The following is a 22,142-nucleotide window of genomic DNA, read 5'->3' as shown; positions in this document are numbered from 1 at the left end:
CCCTTGAGCGCCGTCACGCGGCGGCGCCGACTCTTGTTGACCTGATTGGCGCTTCGCGAAGTTGGCGGCAAATGCCGAGCAATTGTCGTCATTCGACCAGTCGGCTGCGATGGCTTGCAGGCAGTCTATAGTGACCTTGCAAAACGTCAGACAACAAGAGAGACAATCATGACGAATGAGCACCTCGATGTACTGATCATCGGTGCCGGCCTGTCCGGCATCGGTACCGCCGTGCACCTCAGCCAGAACTGCCCCGACAAGCGCATCGCGATTCTCGAGCGCCGCCAGCAGGTGGGTGGCACCTGGGACCTGTTCCGCTACCCTGGCATTCGTTCGGATTCCGACATGTTCAGCTTTGGCTTCGCCTTCCGCCCCTGGAACGACCTGCAGACCCTGGCTGACGGCGAGTCGATTCGTCGCTATATCAGCGACACCGCGCGCGAATACGGCGTTGAGCAGAAGATCCGCTTTGGTATCGAGACCGAGCAGGTGCAGTGGTGCTCCGAACAGCAGCAGTGGGTCGTCAGCGCGCGTGACCTGACCACCGGACAGACCCGTCACTACAGCTGTGATTTTCTCATCAGTTGCACCGGCTACTATGACCACAAGGCCGGCTACCTGCCCGATTTTCCGGGCGTCGAGCGCTATCAGGGGCAGTGTATTCATCCGCAGCACTGGCCGCAGGATCTGGATTACAGCGGCAAGAAGGTGGTGGTTATCGGCAGTGGTGCGACGGCAGTCACGCTGGTGCCGGCAATGGCCCCGCAGGTCGGGCATATCACCATGCTGCAGCGCTCACCCTCCTACATCATGACGGTGCCAGCGCACGATCGAATTACCGAGATGTTGTGCAAGGTTCTGCCGAATGACTGGGTGTTTGGTCTGGCACGCAAGCGCAATATCGCGATTCAGCGCTGGATATTCAAGGCCGCCAAACGCTGGCCTGAGGGCACCCGTCGTTTTCTGTTGAAGAAGCTCGCCGAGCAGCTTGATGATCCGTCGCAGATGACGCATTTCACCCCGTCCTACATGCCCTGGGATCAGCGCCTGTGTGCGGTGCCGGACGGGGATCTGTTCAAGGCGATCAACAGTGGCAAGGCGTCTGTGGTGACCGATGAGATTGACTGTTTTACCGAGAGCGGTATTCGCCTCAAGTCCGGCGCACAGCTTGACGCGGACATCATCATCACGGCCACGGGTCTGACTTTGCAGGTGCTGGGCGGCACGCGAATGCTGATCGACGGCCAGCCGTTCGATATCAATCAGCGCATGACCTACAAGGGCGTCATGCTGCAGGACGTGCTGAACATGGCCTGGATATTTGGCTATACCAACGCACCCTGGACGCTCAAGTCGGACATTGCTGCGCAGTGGGTCTGCCGTTTGCTCAACCACATGCGCGCCGCTGGCGTACAGGTGGCTACCCCGCGTGATCACGACAACAACCTGGTGGCCGCTGAATCCATGATGGGGGCATTGCAGTCCGGTTATGTGCAGCGCGGCAATACCATCCTGCCGCGCCAGGGCCGCAGCGCGCCCTGGCGGCTGCTAAATGCCTACGAGCGAGACCGCGAGATGCTCCTTGAGGAGCCGGTCGAGGACACAATGCTGGAGCTGACTGAACGAAGCCGAGCTGCCAAGCCCGGCCCCACATCGCGCGATGTGCGCGCGGCCTGAGCGGAGACCGAGATGAGTAGTGAACTGAACAAGCTGACGGTACTCGGTGCCGGCGTTTTGGGTGGGCAGATTGCCTGGCACAGTGCCTACATGGGCAAGGATGTGGTGGTTTACGACCTGTTCGAGGAGGCCCTGGGCCGCTGCAGAGTAGCCCACGAACAGTACTCCGAGATTTATCGCGCCGACCTGGGCGCCTGCGACGAGCAACTGGAACAGGCGCGTCAGCGCTTGCGGTACAGTACCGATCTGGCTGATGCGGTGGCACAGGCGGACCTGGTGATCGAAGCGGTGCCGGAGATCCCCGAAGTCAAGACGCAGGTGTATTGCCGGCTGGCGCCGTTGCTGCAGCCGCACTGCCTGATTGCAACTAACTCCTCCACGTTGTTGCCCAGCGACTTTGCCGAAGACACTGGGCGGCCAGCTCAATACTGCGCCCTGCACTTCGCCAATCTGATCTGGTCGATGAATGTTGCCGAGATCATGGCGCATGCCGGCACAGCGGAACCGACCCTGCGCGCCATTGCCGCTTTCGCCATTGAAATCGGCATGGTCCCTATCCCCATCCAGAAGCCTCAGAACGGGTACGTGCTCAACTCGCTGCTGGTGCCGTTACTCGGCGCTGCGCAGACGCTGGTAACCAATGGCATCTCAACGCCGGAGATGGTTGATCGAACCTACATGATCACTAATCGGGGAGTGGCGCTGGGGCCATTTGGCATCATGGATGTCATCGGCATGAAGACCTGCTACGACGTATTGAACTACTGGGGTCACCAGCATAGCGACGCGCAGACGCTGCGCAATGCAGCCTATATCAAGGAGCAACTGATTGATCAGGGCAAGATGGGCTTACAGACCGGCAGCGGCTACTACCAGTATCCGAACCCGGCTTACGCCGCGTCTGACTTCCTTGCCGTACCCGGCCTGGAGGCCGTTGAGGATATCGTGCGACTGACGCGGCCGGGCTAGTCGATCCCTGGCTGATTAGCCCGGCTCGGCTTCCCTTTCATCGGCTGCTGGTGCTGGGTCCGCAAGCCAGAGGACCAGCAGCGCACCTGCCGGCATCAGGCTGCCCAGCAGCGAGGCAGCCAGCCAGCCGCCGCTGACATAGGCCCAGGTGCCAAGCGCCGAACCTAACGCACCGCCGACAAAAAAGGTTGCCATGTAGATGGCGTTCAGGCGGCTGCGCTCAGCTTCTCCCAGAGCATAGATCAGGCGTTGCCCGAGGACGACGTTGCCGGACACGCCCAGGTCCAGTAGCACCGCCGCTATCACCAGCAGCGCCAGCGAGAGGTGCGACCCCGGCGCGCTGACGTGGGTAATGGCAAAGGCGATGATCACCGACAGCATGGCGCCGATAGTCGCGGGGCGCGTGAGCCCCCGATCGGCCAGTTGACCGGCAACCGGCGCGGCGATGGCACCGGCGACCCCTGCCAGCGCGAAGAGCGCGATGCCTGACTGTGACAGCAGATAGTCGGGGCCGGCAAGCAACAGAGGGGTGGTTGTCCAGAACAGGCTGAACGCACCAAACATCATGGCTTGATAGAAAGCCCTGCGTTGCAGTACCGGCGTTTCCACAGCCAATCTGCCCATTGAGCGAAGGAGTGCGAAGTAGCCCATGCTGGCTGACGGTGTGCGGCGTGGCAGAACCCGCTGAATCACCAGCACCAGCAACACCATCAGCGCTGCGGAGAACACGAATACCCAGCGCCATGAGCCCAGCAGGTCGGTAACCATGCTGGAAACCGGACGGGCCAGCATGATGCCGAACATCAGTCCGCCCATGACATTACCGACCACCCTGCCCCGGTACGCCGGACTTGTCAGGTGAGCCGATAATGGGACGATGATCTGCACCGCTACCGCGCCAATGCCGATGATCAGCGAGCACAGCAGGAAGGTCTGCGCCGAGTTCGAAAGCGCCGTGCCCAATGACGCTACCGCCAGCAGCAACACCATCGCACTGATCAGTGTGCGGTTCTCCAGACGGTCGGCCAGCGGGACGACCAGCACCAGCCCGATGACGTAGCCAATCTGGGTCAGGGTGACAATCAGGCCGCTGGCCTGCGGATCCAGCCCCAGGGATGCACTGACGGGCCCTACCAACGGCTGAGCGTAGTAGAGATTGGCCACGATCACGCCGCAGCACGCGGCAAGAAAGAACATCAACCCGGTGGTAATGCCGCGGTGCTCGGCTGCAGGCATGGGGCCTCCTGTTGGAAAGGAGGCCATGTTACGCATGTTTGTTCGAGTTATCTCGAACGTTATTGGCGGGCTATCTCAAAACACTGTTGCGTAAATCGTACCTAGGCGTTCATCAATTGCAGCACGCTGGTGCGCTGTTCATCACTCAGGTTCTGCTGCTTCATTGCCTTCGCCAGGGCACTGTAGGCGCTGGTAAGGGCGCTGGACAGGCTGGTCAGCTCAGTGCGCAGAGCGTCCAGGCGGGTCGCGCGCTCCTCGTCGGTCAACCCCTGCTGACGAGCCAGCTCGGCCATCTGCTGCTGCAGCTCGGCTATTTGCTGTTTCAGCTCGCGAATCTGCTTGAGCAGGCGCTTGATCAACTGCGGCAGGTCGCTGTCATCGATGTCCTCGGTGCTGCGGCTTTGCTGGGTACGCTCAGCGCGCTCGGACAGGGACACCTTGACGCTCTCGGCTATATCGCGGTTGCTCTTCAGTGGCGCAGTGCCTTCCGTGGTCGGCGTCGCGCTTGCTTCAGCCGAAGGCGGCGTCGGGTTACTCCAGGTCAAGTCGCCGATGCGCATGGAAGTGTCCTGTAAAAAGAGGTGGATATCTGTCTATATCGGTCGGTGATGAAGGGACTTTAGCGGTTATCGGCTTTGACCCCGATCACGCTGTTCCCTATATTGGGCCCCGCCGCGTCCAGCGTGATGCGGCATCGTTCTCGGGGCGGGGTGCAACTCCCCACCGGCGGTGATGGAGTCTGCAGGCCATGCTCGCGCTCCCAGCCCGCGAGCGCTCTGCAGTAGCAGAGGTCAGCAGATCCGGTGTCATTCCGGAGCCGACGGTAATAGTCCGGATAAGAGAGAGCGTGTTGGATGCTGCGTGGCCATCAGGCTCGCGTAGCCCTGCCCGTTCGCCCTGATTCACTAGCAACCAGACGTACTCATGAATCAGAGCAAGACGATGACTCAATTTGATCCTGCGCAACAGCGCATTGCCTTTATCCACGCTTCCTGGCACGCCGATATCGTGTTGCGCTGCCTGGATGGCTTCCGTGAAGAAATCAGCCAGCGCGGTTACGCGGCCGACAAGGTCGACGTGATTGCTGTGCCTGGCGCCTACGAAATACCGCTACAGGCCAAGTTGCTGGCCAAGAGCGGCCGCTATTCGGCGATTGCCTGTGCCGGTCTGGTGGTTGACGGCGGCATCTACCGCCACGATTTTGTAGCCAACGCGGTAATCAGTGGCTTGATGCAAGTGCAGCTGGAGACCGAGATTCCGGTGCTGACGGCGGTGCTCACACCGCACCATTTCCATGAACATGCTGAGCACCAGACTTACTACCGCACGCACTTTGTTACCAAGGGCCGAGAGCTGGCCAGCGCCGCCGCAGCAGCTATGCAGCTGCACTGGCAGGCGCTGCAGGGCTGATTGCAGCGGGCGCCGATTGCCTCCGCCAGGCGTGCAGAGGCAATCAATGCTCCGGCTGAGCTTTCAACTGCCGGCGATGCGAAAGCCGATTTGCAGCACTACCTGAAAATGCGCGACTTTGTCGTCGATTATGTGACCGCGTGTTTCCTTGACTTCGAACCACTCCATATAGCGGATGGTCTTGCCGCACTCGGCAATCGCCACCCGAATCGCGTCATCAGTGCTCTCAGTGGATGAGCCGACAACCTCGACCTTCTTGTAGACGTGATGATTGGACATCGCAGGCCTCCTCAACATTCGGATAATGAGTCCTGAGTATGGCAAAGACCCCGATTGCTGCCTGATCACCGCATTGCAATATATGAGCAGGAGCATATAATCTCGAATGCTAATCACTATCATTGATTAATCCTTTAACGCCAACAGGGAGTTTTATATGGCTGCGCGTTTTCCTTTGCAGGCGCTTGCGCTGGCAATTTCCACCTCTTTTCTGCTGACCGCCTGCTCTGACAGCGACGAATCCAAAGCCCCTGAGGCTGCTGCACCCGCTGCTGAAAGCGCACCGGCTGCAACCACCTCCGAGGCGTCGACAGAGGCTGCCAGCACTGCCGCTGCGGTGGCTCCAGAAGCCGTTGTTGCGCACTACTCCGATATGGCTCTGGCGGTTTTTGAAGATGCGCTGACCACCGCGCAGGCGCTTGATAAAGCGACTGACGCGTTGATTGCCAACCCCAGCGAAGAAACCCTGGCCGCTGCCAAGGAAGCCTGGCTGCAAGCCCGCGTGCCCTATCAGCAATCCGAGGTTTTCCGCTTCGGCAACGCGGTTGTTGACGACTGGGAAGGTCAGCTCAACGCCTGGCCGCTGGATGAAGGCCTGATCGACTACGTTAAGAGCGACGACTACCAGCATGCGCTGGGTAACGACGGCGCCAACGCCAACATCATCGCCAATACCGAGCTGAATATCGGTGGCGAGACCATGGACCTGACCACACTGACTCCCGAGCTGCTGGCCAGCCTCAACGAAGTGGGCGGTTCCGAGGCCAACGTTGCCACCGGCTACCACGCTATCGAGTTTCTGCTCTGGGGCCAGGACCTGAACGGGTTTGAAGCCGGCGCCGGCGACCGCAAGGCCACCGACTACGCTGCTGGTGATGCCTGCACAAATGGTAACTGCGAGCGCCGCGGTCAGTATCTGGACGCGGTAACCGATCTGCTGGTTTCCGACCTGCAGTGGATGGTTGACCAGTGGAAGCCGGACGTGGACGACAACTACCGCGCTGAGCTGACTGCCATGGCACCGTCGGCTGCCTACCAGAAAATGCTGTTCGGCATGGGCTCGCTGTCGCTCGGCGAGCTGGCCGGCGAGCGCATGAAGGTCGCGCTGGAAGCCAACTCCTACGAGGACGAGCACGACTGCTTCAGCGACAACACCCATAACTCGCACTACTACAACGCGCTGGGTATCCAGAATGTCTATACCGGTACCTACAAGCGTATTGACGGTACCGAGCTGAGCGGTGCATCACTGTCCGATCTGGTCGTAGCAGACAAGCCTGAGCTGAATGAGGCGTTGACCGCGCAGCTGGACGCCAGCGTTGCGGCATTGGGTCACATGAAACAGACCGCCGAGCGGACAGAAAACCCGGTTGCCTTTGATATGATGATTGCCCCCGACAACGCCGAGGGAGCCAAGGTCATCAACGATGCGATCGCGGCCCTGGTCGAGCAAACCGGCTCTATCGAGCAGGTTGCTGCTGTGGTGGGTGTCGAGTCCCTTGAACCGGACGATGCTGGTCATCAGTTCTGATTTGATGGCTTGAACCAGAGCGGCGGACAGGGTTGAGAGCCCTGTCCGCCGCTTTCGTTGAGCAGGATTGATCTCGCTGGTACCAGTACCGCGCACAGTGATACAGGCTTTATGCTCTACACAAAATTCATTTCGGCCGCCTCCTTTGCGGCTCTGTTTTTTTCTGCCTTCTGCCACGCGGCAGAGACCTCTTATCCATTGCAGGACACCCCGCTGAGCGGCGGTGCGGGCAGCGTCGATCAGCACGATCAGAACGCCTACTCGTTGCCTCAGGGCAACATGCCGATGACCCGACGACTGGATTTCAGCGTCGGTAACAGTTTTTTTCGTAATCCCTGGGTGGTTGCGCCTTCGAGCACCGACGCACGCGACGGCCTCGGTCCGCTGTTCAACACCAATTCCTGTCAGGGGTGTCACCTGAAGGATGGCCGTGGTCATGCGCCGGCCTCCGTCGATGCTCCCTCTGTCTCCCTGTTTCTGCGGTTGTCCATTCCGGCGGACCCCGAGCGCGACGCAGACTTTTTGCGTGAGCACGGCGTGGTACCAGACCCGGTTTATGGCGGGCAGTTGCAGACGGCCGCTATTCCCGGCATGAAACCCGAGGCGGACCTGATCGTCGAGTGGAAGGCGGTTACCCAGACGCTTGGTGATGGCACTGAAGTGGTCATGCGCAAGCCCATTTATCGCATTGAAAACCCCAACTACGGCGAGATGTCCGAGGACCTGCTGACCTCGCCCCGCGTTGCGCCGCCGATGATCGGTCTGGGCCTGCTACAGGCCATTCCTGAGGACGTGCTGCTGGCTGCAGCCGACCCTGAGGATGAAAACGGTGATGGTATTTCCGGACGTGCCAACCAGGTCTGGGACCGCGTTGCGGAGAAAACCGTCCTGGGTCGCTTCGGCTGGAAAGCCGGGCAACCGAACGTGCTGCAGCAAAGCATGGATGCCTTTGCCGGCGACATGGGGCTGACCTCGAGCGTTGCCCTGTCCACCGACTGTACGCCGCAGCAACAGTGCGAGCGTTTCCCCAACGGCGGGCTACCCGAGGTCAGCGACAAGGTAGCGGGCTTTATCGAGTTCTACAGCATGAGTCTGGCTGTTCCAACCCGCCGCGACATGGATGATCCTCAGATGCAGCGTGGCGCCGAGCTGTTCAACCAGATCGGTTGCGCGGCTTGCCACACGCCCTCTTACACCACCGGACAGCACGAGCGCGCCGACTTGAGCGAACAGGTTATCTGGCCTTACACGGATCTGTTGCTGCACGACATGGGACCTGGCATGGCGGATGGGCGTGATGAGTTTCTGGCCGATGGTACCGAATGGCGCACACCGCCGCTCTGGGGGCTGGGCCTGACCAAGACGGTCAATCCGTCGGCGGGCTTCCTGCACGATGGCCGCGCTGAAACCGTCGAGCATGCGATTCTCTGGCACGACGGCGAAGCCCGTGCCGCTGCTGACGAATACCGCCTGCTGCCAGTCAACGAGCGCGAAGCTTTGCTGCGCTTCCTTAACTCTCTCTGAACCGGGATACCTGTTTATATGAAGGCGACAACCACCCTGCTCCGCCTGCCTGTGATGGCGGCCCTGACGCTGGGCCTTAGCGCCCAGGCCATGGCGGAAACGCCGCGTGCTGCATGGCATGCCCAGATTGGTCACGGCTACGAGCAACTGGCCAGCAGCACCAACACCTTTGCTCAACTGACCAGCGAGTACTGCGCTGAGCCGACGGATGCCGGGCTGCAGGCGGTCAGGGAACAGTGGCTGTCCGCCTTCAACAGCTGGCAGGCGGTGCGCTTTGTCGACTTTGGGCCGATTGAGCAGAACACGCGGGCCTGGAAGTTTCAGTTCTGGCCTGACCCCAAAAATCTGACTGCGAGCAAGGCTCGCTACTGGCTGGGCAATGATAAGCCGATTGATGTTGACGTTCTGTCTCGCGACAGTGTCGCCATCCAGGGCTTTCCGGCGGCTGAATATCTGCTGTACGACCCGCAGATCACCGACGGGGAGCGTGCGTTGCCCGCCGAGCGGAGCTGTGCCCTGCTGAGGGCTATCAGCGGCAACCTGAAGCAGAACGCCGAAGGGCTGTCTGCCGACTGGGGGCAGCTGCAGTCTCGTTATCTCGAAGTAAACGATTACAACAACGGCACCCTCACCTCTGCCATGCATGCCCTCGAAATCATGGCAGACTGGCGGCTGGCTGCGCCGCTGGGTGTGCGTGGAACCGGTCGGCCCAACCCGTATCTGGCTGATGCCTGGCGCAGCGAGCAGTCACTGGTGACCTTACGGGCGTCCCTGCAAGGGATGGCCGACTACTTTGTGCCTGGCCTTAATCTGTTGATGGCCGAGAACAACGCGGCTGATCTGGCCGAACAGTTCAGCATCCAACTGAATAAGACGCTGGCGCATTTTGATGGATTGCCGGCAGATATCACCCCTCTGCTGGAGACCGAAGAAGGCGTAGCGAGCCTGACGGCGCTGCTCGAGGACGTTCGCGCCACCGGTGCGATCCTGACTGGTCCGGTCGCGAGCAAGCTGGGCATCGTTCGCGGCTTCAACTCGAGCGACGGGGACTGAGTCATGCTCACTCGTCGAGGCTTTCTCAAGGCGTCTCTTGCGGGCGCCTCGGTGACCGCGGCCAGTGCCTGCAGCACCGGTGCTCTCCTGGGGCGGCCAGCGCCGCTGGAACTGGTCAGCGCCGTTAACGACGCGGAGGGACGGCACTACATCAGCGGGGTGGATAGCCGCGGCCAGCAGCGCTTTCAGATCCCGGTCGCCGAGCGTTGCCATGGTGGCTGCCCGCAGCCCCACGGCGACCATGTTGTGGTGTTTGCCCGTCGCCCCGGCCGTGAGATGCATGTGATCAACACGCGCACCGGTCAGTTGGAGCGCAGCGTGCACGCCGGCGATGGTCATCACTATTACGGCCACGGTGTGTACAGCCCGGACGCACGCCTGCTGTATGTCACCATGAATAACTATCACACCTCTGCTGGTCTGGTGCGGGTATACGACGCTTTTGATGGCTATCGTCAGGTTGCCGACTTCGATCTGCAGGGCATCGGGCCGCACGAGCTGCGCCTGCACCCGGATGGCGATACCCTGATCGTAGCGCTGGGCGGCATCGAGACCCATCCGGACTATGATCGCATCAAGCTGAATCTGGATCGCATGGAGCCAGCCCTGCTGCTGCTGGACCGGCACTCTGGTGCCGTCACTGCGCGCTACACGCCCTCGCACCATCAATTGAGTTGTCGCCACCTGGATGTCAGTCCGGACGGCGTCGTGATCGCCGGGTACCAGTACGAAGGCCCCGAGTGGGAAACGCCGCCGCTGCTGGCCAGGCTGGATACGGCGACGGGGGTGTTTTCCGAACCTGAGTTGCCGCAGGAAGAGCTGGCTGGTTTGCGTAACTACACGGCCAGTATTGCCATCAGCCGTCATGCGCCGCTGGCCGTTGTCACTGCTCCGCTGGGCAATCGTGCCATCATCATCAATTATCGCACCGGCGAGCTGCTGCAACGGGTTGCCGTGCAAGATGTTGCCGGCGCTCTGCCCTTTGGCGAGCAAGGTTTTGTAGTGACGTCAGGATTAGGTGGAGTGTATCTGCTGTCGGCTGACAATGATCAGGCAGTGCCACACGGTAGCTTTCCGGTCCGCTGGGACAACCACCTGACACCGGGTCAGTTCATCGGCGCCTGAGTGTTGCCAGTCTTCAGTTACCGCCTGGTCGCCGGCATCAGACGCTGGCGACCATTCTTTCGATGCACAGGCGCGAGGCCTCGGGCAGGTTGGTGAAGTGCATGCCGGTCCAGTACTGCTTGCCGTTGATGCTTTCGCGGTTCCAGAGGCTTTCGGCATCCAGGAGAAACTCACGAACTCCGTTCAGGGTCATCGGCAGGTTGACCTGCAGGGCGAAGGATCGGAACAGATCGACCGGTCGATCACTCAGCAGCATAAGACCCTCTACATGCAGGTCTACAATGCGTCCAAGATGGTCCCCGGTATCGAGGTCAAACACTTCCAGGCTGCTACTCACTTGGTGTCGCTCCAATCGTCTGCGTTCTGTCATGGCGTGCTCATTTTTCCGGTAGGCGGCCCGAGGCTGTCACATCACCTGCCCTCAGTGTGCGACAAATGAATAATGGCGAAAAGCTATGTTCTGCACAATTTATATAACTACCGCACATTTTGCAGACGCTGTAATCGTCCGACTGTGAACTGCTTCATCTGGCAGCCGGATCCGGGTATGGTGAGCCCACAACACGCGTACAACGAGGATGCCTGTCCATGCGTTTCAACAAGCTATCGCTGTTACTGATCGGGTGCGCAATGGCGCAACTGGTGCAAGCCCATGAGTTTGATGCCGGCCAATTACACATTGATCATCCCTGGTCTCGCGCCTTGCCTCCGGTAGCTCCGGCCGGCGCGGCCTATCTGAGCATAAGCAACCACGGTGATAGCGCTGACACCCTGCTCGGTGCGCAAACCGAGGTGGCAGGCAAGGTGGAGATCCATGAGCATGTGCATGCCGATGGCATGATGAAAATGCAACGCGTCGAATCCCTGGTCATTGAACCGGGCGCCACCGTGACCTTCGCGCCCGGCGGCTATCACCTGATGCTGTTCAACCTGGCTCGCCCGCTCGCCGCCGGCGATAGCTACCCGCTGACGCTGCAGTTCGCCAATACCGGAGAGGTTGAGGTCCAGGTAAATGTGCAAGCCGATGATGAGCCGTCATCGGCGCAAGAAGAACACCACCATCAGCATCACTGAGCCCTGTCGTTGCGGTCCAGCAGGTGAAAGCGTGGCAGCGCCAGATGCCAGCGAATGGCGGCCAGGCGGATCGCCAGCACAATGGTGATGCACAGTCCGGCGGCGATATCTTCGCGCAGGGTGAGCTGGCTCAGGGCGATGTACGCCAGCGAGCCGACAATGCAGGCTGTTGCGTAGATTTCCTTATGGAATATCAGCGGAATCTCGTTGCAGATGATGTCGCGCATCACCCCGCCGGCGACCCCTGTCATCACACCCATGATGACGGCCGCACTGACCGGCACCTCATGGCTGAGTGCTACTTGAGTGCCGATGACGGTGAATACCGCCAGGCCAAAGGCATCGGCGACCAGCAGACCTGTTTCGTTGATTGGCCGGGTCAGTCGCACCCAGAGCACGGTCCCTATGGCGGCCAGTGTGGCGACCAGGATGTACACGTCGTTGCGAATCCAGCTCACCGGATGGTGGCCGAGAATCACATCACGTAGCGTACCTCCTCCCAAGGCGGTGATGATCGCGATGACCAGCACGCCAAACAGGTCCATGGATTTGCGACCGGCCATCAGGGCGCCGGTGATCGCGAAAACCGCCACGCCGAACAGGTCGAAAGCGTAGAACCAGGTCATGTGAGGGGCGCTCCAGACAGGCGCCGCGATCAGTCCTCGCGGCTTGGCGTGCGCATGGTAACAAACTCCTCGGCAGCCGTGGGATGGATCCCGAGGGTGGCGTCAAAGACCGCCTTGGTTGCCCCAGCCTTGACGGCCACGGCCAGCCCCTGGACGATCTCGCCGGCTTCCGGCCCCACCATATGGACACCCAGTACCTTGTCGCTCTGCTGGTCAACAATGAGCTTCATGAAACTCTGCTCCGCGCGGCCGGCGAGTGTGTTGCGCATGGCGCGGAAGCGGCTTTCGTAGATTTTTAGCTTGTGTCCCTTCGCGCGCGCAGCCTCCTCACTGAGCCCGAGCGTGGCGATGTTGGGAATGCAGAATACCGCGGTAGGAATGTCGTCGTAGTCGACTGCACGGTATTCGTCAGGTTTGTATAACCAGCGCGCTAGTGCCATGCCTTCGGCCAGCGCCACCGGTGTCAGCTCGACCGTGTCGGTGACGTCGCCGATGGCAAAGATGGACGGGTCGGTAGTCTGGTAGTGGGCGTTGACCTGGATATTGCCCTTGGCATCCAGCTCGACATCGGTGTTTTCCAGTCCAAGGCCATCCACATGCGGGCGTCGGCCAGTGGCGTACAACACCAGGTCGGTCTGCAGATATTCGCCGTTGTCGAGCTGCACCTCCAGGCTCCCGTCACTGTTGCGCTCAATGCGCGCTACATCGCTGTTGAAGCGCAGGTCCAGGCCCTTTTCCTTGAGCACGTGCGCCATGTGTTCGCGCACGCCTTGATCAAACCCGCGCAAGAACAGCTCGCCCCGGTAGAGCTGGGTTGTGTCGCAGCCCAGGCCGTGGAAGATGCCGGCAAACTCGATGGCGATGTACCCGCCCCCGACAACCAGCACACGCTTGGGCAGTTGCTCCAGGAAGAAGACTTCATTGGAACTGATGACATGCTCGCGACCGGGAAAATCAGGGATGAAGGGCCAGCCGCCGGTGGCGATCAGGATACGTTCGGCACTGTAGCGCTGGCCGTTGACCTCAACGTGGTGCGAATCCAGCAGGCGCGCCCGCCCTTCCAACAACTGCACGCCGGCGGAGGTCAGCAAATTGCGGTAGATGCCATTCAGTCGGATGATCTCGGCGTTTTTGTTGGCCACCAGACGCGGCCAGTCAAAGCTGTCCGCTGTCAGATTCCAGCCATAGCCCGCAGCGTCCTCCAGGTCCTCCGCGAAGTGGGCCGCATAGGCGAACAGCTTTTTGGGTACGCAGCCCACGTTGACGCAGGTGCCACCCAGGTAGCGGTCTTCTGCGACGGCGACACGGGCACCAAAGCCGGCCGCCATGCGGCTGGCTCGCACACCACCAGAGCCTGCGCCGATGACAAAGAGGTCGAAATCATACTGGGACATGGGCTTGCTTCCTGCCTACGCTGAATGAAAGGGCCCCAGCATACCGCAAAGCGGTTGGTATCAGACCACCTCGCGCAACACCGGTGACGCCGGTGGCGCAACCTGACGACCCACCCCAACGTGGCGCAGTCCCAGGTCGGCCATGGCTTGCGGGTCATACTGGTTGCGGCCGTCGATCAGCAGCGGGGTACGCAGGCGCTGGGCAACGAGGTGAAAGTCAGGCTGTCGAAATTGCTTCCATTCGGTCAGCAGAACCAGTGCATCGGCATTGTTCAGCACGGCATAAGGGTCCTGGAATAGCTGGAGTTCGCCTTTCTTCACCGCCTCCGGATACCGCTGTGCGATGTTGTCGCTAGCAGCCGGATCGAAGGCCCGCACTTGGGCGCCGCCAGCTAGCAAGGCGTCCAGCAGGACCAGGCTGGGTGCGTCACGGATATCGTCTGTACCCGGCTTGAACGCGAGTCCCCAAATCGCCAATGTGCGACCGTAAAGGCTGCCTAGCTCCCGCTGCAGCATGCGTAGCGGCCAGGTTTTCTGCAGCTGATTGCGCTGCTCAACCGCTTCGAGAATCGGCAACTGCATGCCCTGCTCGTCAGCCATGTGCAGCAGCGCGCGAATGTCCTTGGGGAAGCATGAGCCGCCATAGCCGCATCCGGCATAGATGAAGTGGTGGCCGATGCGCTGATCTGAACCGATCCCCTTACGCACCTGCTCGACATCCACGCCGAGCTGTTCGCACAGGCTGGCGATTTCGTTGATATAGGAAATGCGGGCGGCAAGAAAGGTGTTGGCCGCATACTTGGTCATTTCCGCCGCACGGCGTGACATGCTCAGTATGCGGTCATGGTTGCGCACGAACGGCTCGTAGAGCGACCGCATCACGGCCTCGGCGTGCGGGTCTTCGCAGCCCAGCACGATGCGGTCGGGCCGCATGAAATCGTCGATTGCGGCGCCTTCCTTAAGAAATTCCGGGTTGCTCACCACCGTATGGCGCCAGCTGAGGCCGCGGCGCTGGCAGTGCTGGTCCAGAATGCTCTGCACTCGGCAGGCGGTGCCCACCGGAGAGGTTGACTTGCAGACCACGACAGTCGGTTGCTCCAGGCAGGCAGCCAACCGGGCGGCGACGGCCAGCACCTGAGAGATGTCGGCGGCGCCGTCGGCAGCAGGCGGCGTGCCTACCGCTATAAAGATGACTTCTGAGCGGGCGCAGGCAGTGTCCAGCTCGGTGCTGAAGGTCAGGCGCCCTGCCCGCTGGTTGGTCTGGATCATCGGCTCGATGCCAGGCTCGAAGATCGGCGCCACTCCATGTTGCAGCGCATCAACGCGCTTGGCGTTGCTGTCGACACAGCACACCCGGTTCCCCATCTCGGCAAAACAGGTTGCCGTTACCAGTCCTACGTAGCCACAGCCGATGACCGTCATCTGCATGATTGTGCTCCTGCGTTGCGCTGTAACGATTGCGCCACGGCACCGTGACAGGGGCGTTAATTGCACGTGAAGCCTTGATGACGGCTGAGAGCGATTTTGCCGATGCGGGGATGTCGTGGACGTCAGCCACACCCAGCAGGACGTGGAAATCACCCGCGACAGCAGCGATCTGTGGCGCAGAGGGTTCAGAGCCCTCTATGCGGGTCTACCGTTGCTCGCTACAATCGGCTGCAGGTCATTTCACTGCAGCCGATCATGACAGGCACGACGCCGGAAAACTCGCACTGGATTGTGCAGCTCAACCACAAGAACCGCACCGGCTCCTTCGCCTTGCTGTTCTCGGCCATTGCTGTTCACCTGAGCGCTACCCAGCCGGGCTGGCTGCTCTGGACCTTGCTGACTCTGCAGTTTCTGCTGTATCCCCATCTGATCTACTGGCGCGCCAGGCGCGCACCCAGCCCTCTGCGTACCGAATTGAACAGCCTACTGCTTGATGCCCTGCTCTTTGGCGTCTGGATTAGCCTGCTGGGCTTTCCGCTGTGGATCAGCTACACCATGGTGATTGGCATCACTATCAACCTGATGGTGTTTCGCGGCCCGCTCGGCATGGTGCAGGCCGCAACGGCGCTGATGCTGGGCATCGCCCTCGCCTGGCTGGTCCAGCCTCCCTACCTGACGACGCTGAACCATTGGCTCGCCAACCTGCTGTGCATCGTCGGCCTGACGCTGTATCTCATGATGGTGGGTAACGTAGCCTTCTCGCGCAACATCCGCATTCGCGAGGCGCGCGAACAGCTGCGCGCCAGTGAGGCGGCCTTGCAGGAGGCCAATCACGCGTTGCACCAGCAACTGGCCGAAATCAATCTGTTGCAACAACAGCTGCGCGCCCAGGCTGATCGCGACCCGCTGACCGGCGCGTACAACCGCCGCTATTTCGATGTCAGTATTGAGCGCGAGCTGGTGCAGTGCTCTCGCCACCAGCAGGCCCTGGCGCTGATTCTGATCGACATTGATCACTTCAAGACGGTCAACGACGAGTACGGTCATCAGGCGGGTGACCTGGTATTGACGGCGCTGGCGGACGTGCTCTCATTGCATTCACGCGCCAGCGATATCGTCTGTCGTTATGGCGGAGAGGAGTTTCTGGTCGCGTTGCCCAACACTGATGCCGATACCGCGAAACGGCGAGCGGAGCACTACCGCGCGGTGTTTGCCAATCTCCGTCTCGATTGGCACGGCGCCGAGCTGACTGCGACTATTTCACTGGGGGTTGCGAGCTTCCCGCGTCACGGCAGTGATATCGATGCCCTGCTACGCAGTGCTGACCTGGCGCTCTACCGCGCTAAGCATCTGGGGCGCAACCGAGTGGAGCTGCATGCTTTGCCGGAGCCGCCGTGACGGCTACTCGATTGCCACGCCTAGCCAAATGTGCACAAAAATCAGACCCAGCATGATGAGAGCCCCCAACCAGATAAGTGCCACTCCAACCCGGCCTTCTACCTTGCCCCAGCCAATGCAGATCAACAGCAGGCTGACGGTAAAGAAGCCAATGGTTATCCAGAAAACCTCACCTTGCATGCAGCACCCCCGCTCGTCTTGTTGTGTCTAGAATAGGCGATTTGGACGACCAATGTGCTGATTTGAATCACCAACAGCGTTGGCGCATGGCGAGCGAAGGGTACGACAACGGATCGTGGTTCTGGCTTGGTGGTACGGCTGTGAGGCTGCATGGGCGACAAGCCAGGAATGGCGGGCAGGTATTAATTCGCGGACCAAGGGTATTTGCTGCTGGATGGCTGCGAGACGCGTGGTAGATGGTGCCCGGAGCCGGGGTCGAACCGGCACGATGTTGCCATCGAGGGATTTTAAGTCAATCTACCCCCATATCTTGTGTTGAGCAGAGAAAAGCTGCGTACAGCCTTCATGAGCTGAGTTCGCATGATTAGGGCTTTGTTTTCCTTTCAAATCAACAAGATACTCTTGATCTCATGGCAATTTTGGCTAGACCGGCAAGAGATCGAAGGCTGGGCACAGATGGGCTCAGCTGGGCCGAAAGTTTCCATGAAAGTTTCCATGGGTTTCCATCAGGGCGCAGGTGTAATGGGGCTTCCAGGTGCTCAGATGTCATCAGAAGTTTCCATGGATTTCACAGCGATCCGGTTTTCGGGGGTAAGAAAAGTGGCAAAGGCCGAGCTTCAATTCACGCACGATGCGATCAGAGCGCTTGAGTGCAGCGCAGGTAAATCAGAGCAGATCTTCTACGACAAAACTCAACGCGGGCTCGCGCTTAGGGTTACAGCGAGGGGCGCAAAAACGTTCGTTGTCATAAAGAGAGTCAACGGCACAATGAAACGAATTACGATCAGCAAGTACGACTCGAAAGCAAAAATCGTGTCGATTCGAGATCAGGCCGCCAAGCTGATTGGTGAAATAGATGAGATCATTGAGCGAGAAAAACTAGATAAGCAGTCAAGCTTTGTGACGGTCGAAAGCACTTTCGAGAAGATGATGAAGGCGAAGCAAAGGATCACTCAAGCGACACGAGAAGACTACCGTCGAACGTTCAAAAACTACCTCTCTTCTATTGCTGATGTATCGCTTGGTGACTTCGACTATGAAGATGTGATAGAGCTTCACGCGAGCATTACTAAACCCGTTTTGCGGGCAAACGGGACGATGTCAAAAGAACGAAAACGTGCAGCAAATAAGGCCCTCGGCTTGTTGGGTTCTATCTATCGATTCGCAATAGTCACAAGCAGACATGAAGGCAAATCACTGATTACATCGAACCCGGTCGAGATTATGCGCGAGATGAACATCTGGCATGAAGACCGTCGAAGCAAAATCAGGATTGAGCACGACAAGCTGGCTAGCTTTATTAATGAGTGTATTAAGATCTGCAATGATGGGCCTGAGCGAAATGTCGCGTCAGCGTTTGCATGCGCATCTGCTGCCGTACTCTTTATGCTGTTTACTGGTGTTCGTCCAGATGAGGTTGCAAAAATCAGGAAAGCGTACGTTAATCATAAAATGCGCGCCATTGTTTTCCCTGAGCGCACAAAAGAAAACGAGCAAGATACGCTTAAAAATGGTGAAGAGTTTCATCTTATGCTCAATGATACTGCATACAGCCAGGTTCTTTTTTCGATGAAACACAGCACATCAAGATACGTGTTCTCTGGCATTCAGCTGGATCGACTGCCCGAGTCTGTTGTTCGTGATTACATGATGAAAATTGGTGGTCGAATTGGTCAGCATCTACCCAGAAAGATTGCCAGGGCGACATTTATCTCAATTGCTGAATCTTCAGAAATAGGCCCATACCAGATTAAAGTTCTTTGCAATCATGATGGTTATGGCAGTAGCGTTGACGTAACGGATGGTTACAAGACTATGTATGCTCACGAAGTAAGAGCTGCAGCAAAAAAGGTAGAAGAAAAGATCTACCAGATAACCGGCTGCAAAAAGAATGTGGTATGTCGAGGTCAGCTTGAAAATTTCACTGATATCGATGAAAGCCGGATCAGGAAGATAAGTGTTCACTTATAACTACTGCAAATAAAGATGAGACCTGTTGCCGCCGGCGTCGTAATGTTGCGATTTTTGCTCTAGTCTCTTGCGCGATAGGATTGAAACCGCTCTCCCCTAGTGCGAACTTCGCTCTCACCTATAGCGATTTTCGCACCCCCTCTTTATGAATTCCCTATATTCCGTGCTGCCCTCAAGTGAATCCCGCAGAGCCTGATGGCAAAGTTGGTTATATTTGTAAGCTGGGTATTGTTTTATGTTTTCCTTATTTGCAACAATACAGCGCGTCATTGGTTTGCTGCTGATCTGGATAAATAAGTTTGGATGCCTAGTTGGCCGGGCGCGGTGTTTTATTCCTTGTGGATGTTATGGCAGCAATAAAAAATGCGCGGCTATGGGAACTATAAAAATAATATGATGAAGCTTTCGCTACAGCTTATTGCGCGCGTCAAATCCGGTCTATCCAGAACTCAGCGAAGAGGTCTGATGTGGGTGCCACGCCCTGGCTCTCATTTCCGGCCCGAGCCGGCTACCGAATTTGATGTCAAACAAAGCCAGGCAGCGCGCTGCCAGAGCGCGTACCCACGGTACGTGCTCATGCGCGCGAGTACGTGCGCACACACCATACCCGCGCTTCGGGTATGGGGGCGCAGTGGCGGCATGGTGTTGGCGAGGGCATCACGAACAACGGTGAGGTGAGGCCCAGCCAATGCCATGCCGACATGATTTTTCGCTCCGACCAGGAGCGAAAAAACAAGCGCCCCTTCGCGAAGCGGCTGCTTTTGACATCAAAAAAATAACAATAACTATAAGGATGCCAACATGCTGAAGAGCACCGAAGAACGATACCGAAAGCTTGCAAGAAACTTCTACAAAACGAGAATGCCAGGCACACAACTCTCAACAAGCGCGATATGCGAAGCATTGACGGGGTGTGCAGCAGACTACAGACCCGGCTACTTCAGAGTCCTGAAAAATGCACTGTCATTCGACGTTCGTGAACGTGGCTACCCAGCAGCAGCCAAGCGGATCGTGCTAACGCCTAATCCAACCACCTTGCCTGGCAGCACCATCCCTCCTAAAGAGAAGCTTCACGCGGTTAAAGCCCTGAGCGAGGATGATATTGCCGCACTTCTGCATCACCTAGGCAAAACACGGAACTACGACGTTTTTGCTGCCGTTACGCTAGCTTGGCTGCTCGGCGTCCGACCCTGTGAGATGCACTCGATTCAGGTCACTGGTGAGGGGTTCCATATTATTGGAGCCAAAAAGGACGATCAAGGCATCAGGGGTGCCGACCGCGATATTACGTTCCCAAACCAAACAGATTTTGAGCTTGCGGCTAAAGCAGTAGACCTGTATCGACACTCACACCGCAGCGCTGCGGCAATCAGGGATACTCTGCGAGAACAATGCAGGCAGCTTTGGCCCAGGCGTAAAGTACAGCCAACGCTAAGAAGCTTACGGCACCAGATGGGCTCCAACCTCAAAGCCTCCGGCATCGACCCCAGGCTCATGGCTTACATCATGGGGCATCGGTCTACGCGGTCGATTGAGCGTTATGGAGACAGGCGTACGGCAACGAAGCGCAATTTCTCCTTACCGGAGGCAGCATCCAATGCAGACCTTTCGAAAGTTAGAATCAGCAGGAAAAGTAAACCAGTGTGGTATTCGGCAGAACCTGCGGCTAAGGGCGTAAGCCCCAAAAATACGCACCAACAGACTAAGCCTCGCACTGTTTAACAACAATCTGCACGGCGCCAGGGACTCGGCGCCGGTGCATCAAGCAACGTGCCACATGCTTCGCATACGGATTCCAAAAAGCGGAAAGAAGCAACACCGGGCAACGTACCGGCCGGTAAAAATAAAAAAAGGTAAGCGCACGGGGAAGGCACCTTGCGCCGATCAGCTCGGCATCCACTGATGCGGCAGTAGTTTCTCGATCTCTTTTGGGACGGGCTTGAGTTGGAGTGCGGACTAGCCTGTCAATGACCATTGCCCCCAACGGATGACGGACGTTGGGACGACGGAAAGCAATGTGCAAAGTTTGCATATTGCCCCCCGCTCGGCGACAAACGCTATTCGCTTTTAGTGCCGCAAAAGGAGCGGATCCAACTTAATCCTTCTCTGGTCCCCACCGCAGGGTTGTACTCACACCCCACCCAGCCGGTGAACGATGGTAAGCGTACGGGGAATACACCTTGCGCCGATCAGCCCGGCATCCACTGATGCGGCAGCAGTTGCTCGATCTCGCTAGCCTTCTGCGTCGGCAACCGCGTTAGCACGTCCTTGAGGTAGGCGTACGGATCATGGCCATTCATGCGAGCTGACTGGATCAGGCTCATGATCGCTGCAGCCCGTTTACCGCTGCGCAACGATCCAGCGAACAGCCAGTTTGACCTGCCAAGCGCCCACGGTCTGATCTGGTTCTCGACCGCATTGTTATCGATGGGCACGGCACCATCATCCAGGTAGCGCGTTAGCGCCACCCAGCGTTTGAGACTGTAGTCCAGTGCCTTGGCGATGGCCGAGCCTTCAGGCACCAGCTCGCGCTGGGCCAGCATCCAGGTATGCAAGGTGTCGGCTAGGGGCTTGGCCTTTTCCTGGCGTATTCGCCAGCGATCCTCGTCACTCAGGTCTTTGGCTTGCCGTTCGACTTCATACAGCCCGCCAATCGAGTGCAGCGCTTGTTCGGCCAGCTGGCTTTTGTTGGCGGCATGCAGGTCGAAGAACTTGCGCCGCGCATGCGCCATGCAACCGATTTCGGTGATGCCCTGCTCGAAGCCAGCCTTGTAGCCTGCGAAGTCATCGCAGACCAATTTGCCATTCCAGGTGTCCAGGAAGTTACGCGCATGTTCGCCAGCACGGCTGGGACTGAAGTCATAGACTACCGCCTTCAGTGCTGAGAACGGCGTAGTGCAGTAGGCCCAGACGTAAGCCCTGTGTGTTTTCTTCTCGCCGGGTGCCAGCATCTGCACCGGTGTTTCATCGGCGTGTACAACGTCTTGAGCTAGCACTGCCTCGCGCAATGCATCCACCAAGGGTTGGAGCTGCACGCCGGTTTGGCCTACCCACTGCGCCAACGTCGAACGCGATATGACCAAGCCTGCACGGCCAAAGATCTTTTCCTGGCGATACAGCGGCAAGTGGTCCGCGAACTTGGCCACCATTACATGGGCCAACAAGCCGGCGGTGGGAATGCCCTTGTCGATCACCTGGGCCGGCACGGGCGCCTGGATCAGCGTTTCGCACTGACGACAGGCCCATTTGCCACGCACATGTTGCTCG

The 22,142-nt window shown here is 58.7% G+C and carries 20 protein-coding genes and 1 riboswitch; of the genes, 11 read left to right on the top strand and 9 right to left on the bottom strand.

From position 1 onward, the window contains the following. Positions 1-168 precede the first annotated feature (168 nt). Both CNQ84_RS16735 and CNQ84_RS16730 read left to right on the top strand, forming a co-directional pair. Entirely contained in the window at positions 169-1,677 is a 1,509-nt protein-coding gene (locus tag CNQ84_RS16735; RefSeq protein WP_096005982.1) for a flavin-containing monooxygenase, read from the top strand. Between the two features lie 12 nt (positions 1,678-1,689). Next, a complete protein-coding gene (locus tag CNQ84_RS16730) occupies positions 1,690-2,646 on the top strand; it encodes a 3-hydroxyacyl-CoA dehydrogenase (RefSeq protein WP_096005981.1) in 957 nt (318 codons plus the stop codon). 15 nt (positions 2,647-2,661) lie between these two features. Here CNQ84_RS16730 and CNQ84_RS16725 read toward each other — a convergent pair whose 3' ends face one another. Together CNQ84_RS16725 and CNQ84_RS16720 are read right to left on the bottom strand one after the other, a co-directional pair. Continuing rightward, entirely contained in the window at positions 2,662-3,882 is a 1,221-nt protein-coding gene (locus CNQ84_RS16725; RefSeq protein ID WP_096005980.1) for an MFS transporter, read from the bottom strand. Between the two features lie 101 nt (positions 3,883-3,983). Next, entirely contained in the window at positions 3,984-4,442 is a 459-nt protein-coding gene (locus CNQ84_RS16720; RefSeq protein WP_245841454.1) for a hypothetical protein, read from the bottom strand. Between the two features lie 132 nt (positions 4,443-4,574). Further along, positions 4,575-4,733: riboswitch (FMN riboswitch) on the top strand. 91 nt (positions 4,734-4,824) lie between these two features. On the opposite strand from CNQ84_RS16720, the gene CNQ84_RS16715 reads away from it, so the two are divergent. After that, a complete protein-coding gene (locus tag CNQ84_RS16715; RefSeq protein ID WP_235827242.1) occupies positions 4,825-5,292 on the top strand; it encodes a 6,7-dimethyl-8-ribityllumazine synthase in 468 nt (155 codons plus the stop codon). Positions 5,293-5,355: 63 nt separating this feature from the next. Here CNQ84_RS16715 and CNQ84_RS16710 read toward each other — a convergent pair whose 3' ends face one another. Then, a complete protein-coding gene (locus tag CNQ84_RS16710; protein WP_096005978.1) occupies positions 5,356-5,571 on the bottom strand; it encodes a dodecin in 216 nt (71 codons plus the stop codon). A gap of 157 nt (positions 5,572-5,728) precedes the next feature. On the opposite strand from CNQ84_RS16710, the gene CNQ84_RS16705 reads away from it, so the two are divergent. From CNQ84_RS16705 to CNQ84_RS16690, 4 genes are all read left to right on the top strand, one after another. Next, positions 5,729-7,102, top strand: coding sequence for an imelysin family protein (locus tag CNQ84_RS16705; protein WP_096005977.1), 1,374 nt, complete (start codon positions 5,729-5,731; stop codon positions 7,100-7,102). Between the two features lie 111 nt (positions 7,103-7,213). Beyond that, entirely contained in the window at positions 7,214-8,626 is a 1,413-nt protein-coding gene (locus tag CNQ84_RS16700; RefSeq protein WP_096005976.1) for a di-heme oxidoreductase family protein, read from the top strand. An 18-nt stretch (positions 8,627-8,644) separates the two neighbouring features. Beyond that, positions 8,645-9,679 (top strand): imelysin family protein, encoded by a 1,035-nt coding sequence (locus CNQ84_RS16695; protein ID WP_096005975.1) that lies wholly within the window; start codon positions 8,645-8,647, stop codon positions 9,677-9,679. Between the two features lie 3 nt (positions 9,680-9,682). After that, on the top strand, positions 9,683-10,804 hold the full coding sequence (locus tag CNQ84_RS16690) for a DUF1513 domain-containing protein (protein ID WP_096005974.1): 1,122 nt from the start codon (positions 9,683-9,685) through the stop codon (positions 10,802-10,804). Positions 10,805-10,841: 37 nt separating this feature from the next. On the opposite strand, the gene CNQ84_RS16685 is transcribed toward CNQ84_RS16690, so the two are convergent. Then, positions 10,842-11,174 (bottom strand): PilZ domain-containing protein, encoded by a 333-nt coding sequence (locus tag CNQ84_RS16685; protein ID WP_096005973.1) that lies wholly within the window; start codon positions 11,172-11,174, stop codon positions 10,842-10,844. A gap of 218 nt (positions 11,175-11,392) precedes the next feature. Here CNQ84_RS16685 and CNQ84_RS16680 point away from each other — a divergent pair, with 218 nt between their 5' ends. Next, positions 11,393-11,878, top strand: coding sequence for a copper chaperone PCu(A)C (locus CNQ84_RS16680; protein ID WP_096005972.1), 486 nt, complete (start codon positions 11,393-11,395; stop codon positions 11,876-11,878). Here the strand turns inward: CNQ84_RS16680 and CNQ84_RS16675 are convergent. The 3 genes from CNQ84_RS16675 to CNQ84_RS16665 are packed head-to-tail and all read right to left on the bottom strand — an operon-like array spanning position 11,872 to position 15,326. Next, positions 11,872-12,504, bottom strand: coding sequence for a trimeric intracellular cation channel family protein (locus CNQ84_RS16675; protein ID WP_096005971.1), 633 nt, complete (start codon positions 12,502-12,504; stop codon positions 11,872-11,874). The two genes, CNQ84_RS16680 and CNQ84_RS16675, sit on opposite strands and share 7 nt — an antisense overlap. 29 nt (positions 12,505-12,533) lie before the next feature. Then, on the bottom strand, positions 12,534-13,898 hold the full coding sequence (gene gorA, locus CNQ84_RS16670; protein WP_096005970.1) for a glutathione-disulfide reductase: 1,365 nt from the start codon (positions 13,896-13,898) through the stop codon (positions 12,534-12,536). A 60-nt stretch (positions 13,899-13,958) separates the two neighbouring features. Next, positions 13,959-15,326, bottom strand: coding sequence for a UDP-glucose dehydrogenase family protein (locus CNQ84_RS16665; RefSeq protein ID WP_096005969.1), 1,368 nt, complete (start codon positions 15,324-15,326; stop codon positions 13,959-13,961). Positions 15,327-15,581: 255 nt separating this feature from the next. Between CNQ84_RS16665 and CNQ84_RS16660 the strand changes: the two genes are divergently transcribed. Beyond that, positions 15,582-16,724: a sensor domain-containing diguanylate cyclase gene (locus tag CNQ84_RS16660; RefSeq protein WP_165771316.1), complete on the top strand. Its 1,143-nt coding sequence runs from the start codon at positions 15,582-15,584 to the stop codon at positions 16,722-16,724. A 3-nt stretch (positions 16,725-16,727) separates the two neighbouring features. Here the strand turns inward: CNQ84_RS16660 and CNQ84_RS20545 are convergent, their stop codons facing one another. Next, positions 16,728-16,904 (bottom strand): hypothetical protein, encoded by a 177-nt coding sequence (locus CNQ84_RS20545; RefSeq protein WP_165771315.1) that lies wholly within the window; start codon positions 16,902-16,904, stop codon positions 16,728-16,730. A gap of 360 nt (positions 16,905-17,264) precedes the next feature. Here CNQ84_RS20545 and CNQ84_RS16655 point away from each other — a divergent pair, with 360 nt between their 5' ends. Together CNQ84_RS16655 and CNQ84_RS16650 are read left to right on the top strand one after the other, a co-directional pair. Then, entirely contained in the window at positions 17,265-18,875 is a 1,611-nt protein-coding gene (locus CNQ84_RS16655) for an integrase family protein (RefSeq protein WP_096005967.1), read from the top strand. An 801-nt stretch (positions 18,876-19,676) separates the two neighbouring features. Beyond that, entirely contained in the window at positions 19,677-20,597 is a 921-nt protein-coding gene (locus CNQ84_RS16650) for a site-specific integrase (RefSeq protein ID WP_096005966.1), read from the top strand. A gap of 467 nt (positions 20,598-21,064) precedes the next feature. Here CNQ84_RS16650 and tnpC read toward each other — a convergent pair. Next, positions 21,065-22,142, bottom strand: a 1,078-nt coding sequence (tnpC, locus tag CNQ84_RS16645) for an IS66 family transposase (RefSeq protein ID WP_096005965.1), incomplete at its 5' end; no start/stop codon positions are given.

Origin of the sequence: Pseudomonas abyssi, assembly GCF_002307495.1 — a bacterium.
GTDB classification, from domain to species: Bacteria; Pseudomonadota; Gammaproteobacteria; order Pseudomonadales; family Pseudomonadaceae; genus Halopseudomonas; species Halopseudomonas abyssi.
The sequence above is the reverse complement of the archived record's forward strand: the minus strand, read 5'-3'. Positions and strand labels throughout refer to the sequence as shown.

What these genes read in the sequence shown, in the direction of transcription:
- CNQ84_RS16690 (WP_096005974.1), top strand. Translation starts at nt 9,683, where the DNA reads ATGCTCACTCGTCGAGGCTTTCTCAAGGCGTCTCTTGCGGGCGCCTCG.
- CNQ84_RS16695 (WP_096005975.1), top strand. Translation starts at nt 8,645, where the DNA reads ATGAAGGCGACAACCACCCTGCTCCGCCTGCCTGTGATGGCGGCCCTG.
- CNQ84_RS20545 (WP_165771315.1), bottom strand. Translation starts at nt 16,904, where the DNA reads ATGCAAGGTGAGGTTTTCTGGATAACCATTGGCTTCTTTACCGTCAGC.
- CNQ84_RS16660 (WP_165771316.1), top strand. Translation starts at nt 15,582, where the DNA reads ATGACAGGCACGACGCCGGAAAACTCGCACTGGATTGTGCAGCTCAAC.
- CNQ84_RS16730 (WP_096005981.1), top strand. Translation starts at nt 1,690, where the DNA reads ATGAGTAGTGAACTGAACAAGCTGACGGTACTCGGTGCCGGCGTTTTG.
- CNQ84_RS16685 (WP_096005973.1), bottom strand. Translation starts at nt 11,174, where the DNA reads ATGACAGAACGCAGACGATTGGAGCGACACCAAGTGAGTAGCAGCCTG.
- CNQ84_RS16720 (WP_245841454.1), bottom strand. Translation starts at nt 4,442, where the DNA reads ATGCGCATCGGCGACTTGACCTGGAGTAACCCGACGCCGCCTTCGGCT.
- CNQ84_RS16715 (WP_235827242.1), top strand. Translation starts at nt 4,825, where the DNA reads ATGACTCAATTTGATCCTGCGCAACAGCGCATTGCCTTTATCCACGCT.
- CNQ84_RS16680 (WP_096005972.1), top strand. Translation starts at nt 11,393, where the DNA reads ATGCGTTTCAACAAGCTATCGCTGTTACTGATCGGGTGCGCAATGGCG.
- CNQ84_RS16705 (WP_096005977.1), top strand. Translation starts at nt 5,729, where the DNA reads ATGGCTGCGCGTTTTCCTTTGCAGGCGCTTGCGCTGGCAATTTCCACC.
- CNQ84_RS16710 (WP_096005978.1), bottom strand. Translation starts at nt 5,571, where the DNA reads ATGTCCAATCATCACGTCTACAAGAAGGTCGAGGTTGTCGGCTCATCC.
- CNQ84_RS16700 (WP_096005976.1), top strand. Translation starts at nt 7,214, where the DNA reads ATGCTCTACACAAAATTCATTTCGGCCGCCTCCTTTGCGGCTCTGTTT.
- CNQ84_RS16725 (WP_096005980.1), bottom strand. Translation starts at nt 3,882, where the DNA reads ATGCCTGCAGCCGAGCACCGCGGCATTACCACCGGGTTGATGTTCTTT.
- CNQ84_RS16665 (WP_096005969.1), bottom strand. Translation starts at nt 15,326, where the DNA reads ATGCAGATGACGGTCATCGGCTGTGGCTACGTAGGACTGGTAACGGCA.
- CNQ84_RS16650 (WP_096005966.1), top strand. Translation starts at nt 19,677, where the DNA reads ATGCTGAAGAGCACCGAAGAACGATACCGAAAGCTTGCAAGAAACTTC.
- CNQ84_RS16735 (WP_096005982.1), top strand. Translation starts at nt 169, where the DNA reads ATGACGAATGAGCACCTCGATGTACTGATCATCGGTGCCGGCCTGTCC.
- CNQ84_RS16675 (WP_096005971.1), bottom strand. Translation starts at nt 12,504, where the DNA reads ATGACCTGGTTCTACGCTTTCGACCTGTTCGGCGTGGCGGTTTTCGCG.
- CNQ84_RS16655 (WP_096005967.1), top strand. Translation starts at nt 17,265, where the DNA reads ATGATTAGGGCTTTGTTTTCCTTTCAAATCAACAAGATACTCTTGATC.
- gorA (WP_096005970.1), bottom strand. Translation starts at nt 13,898, where the DNA reads ATGTCCCAGTATGATTTCGACCTCTTTGTCATCGGCGCAGGCTCTGGT.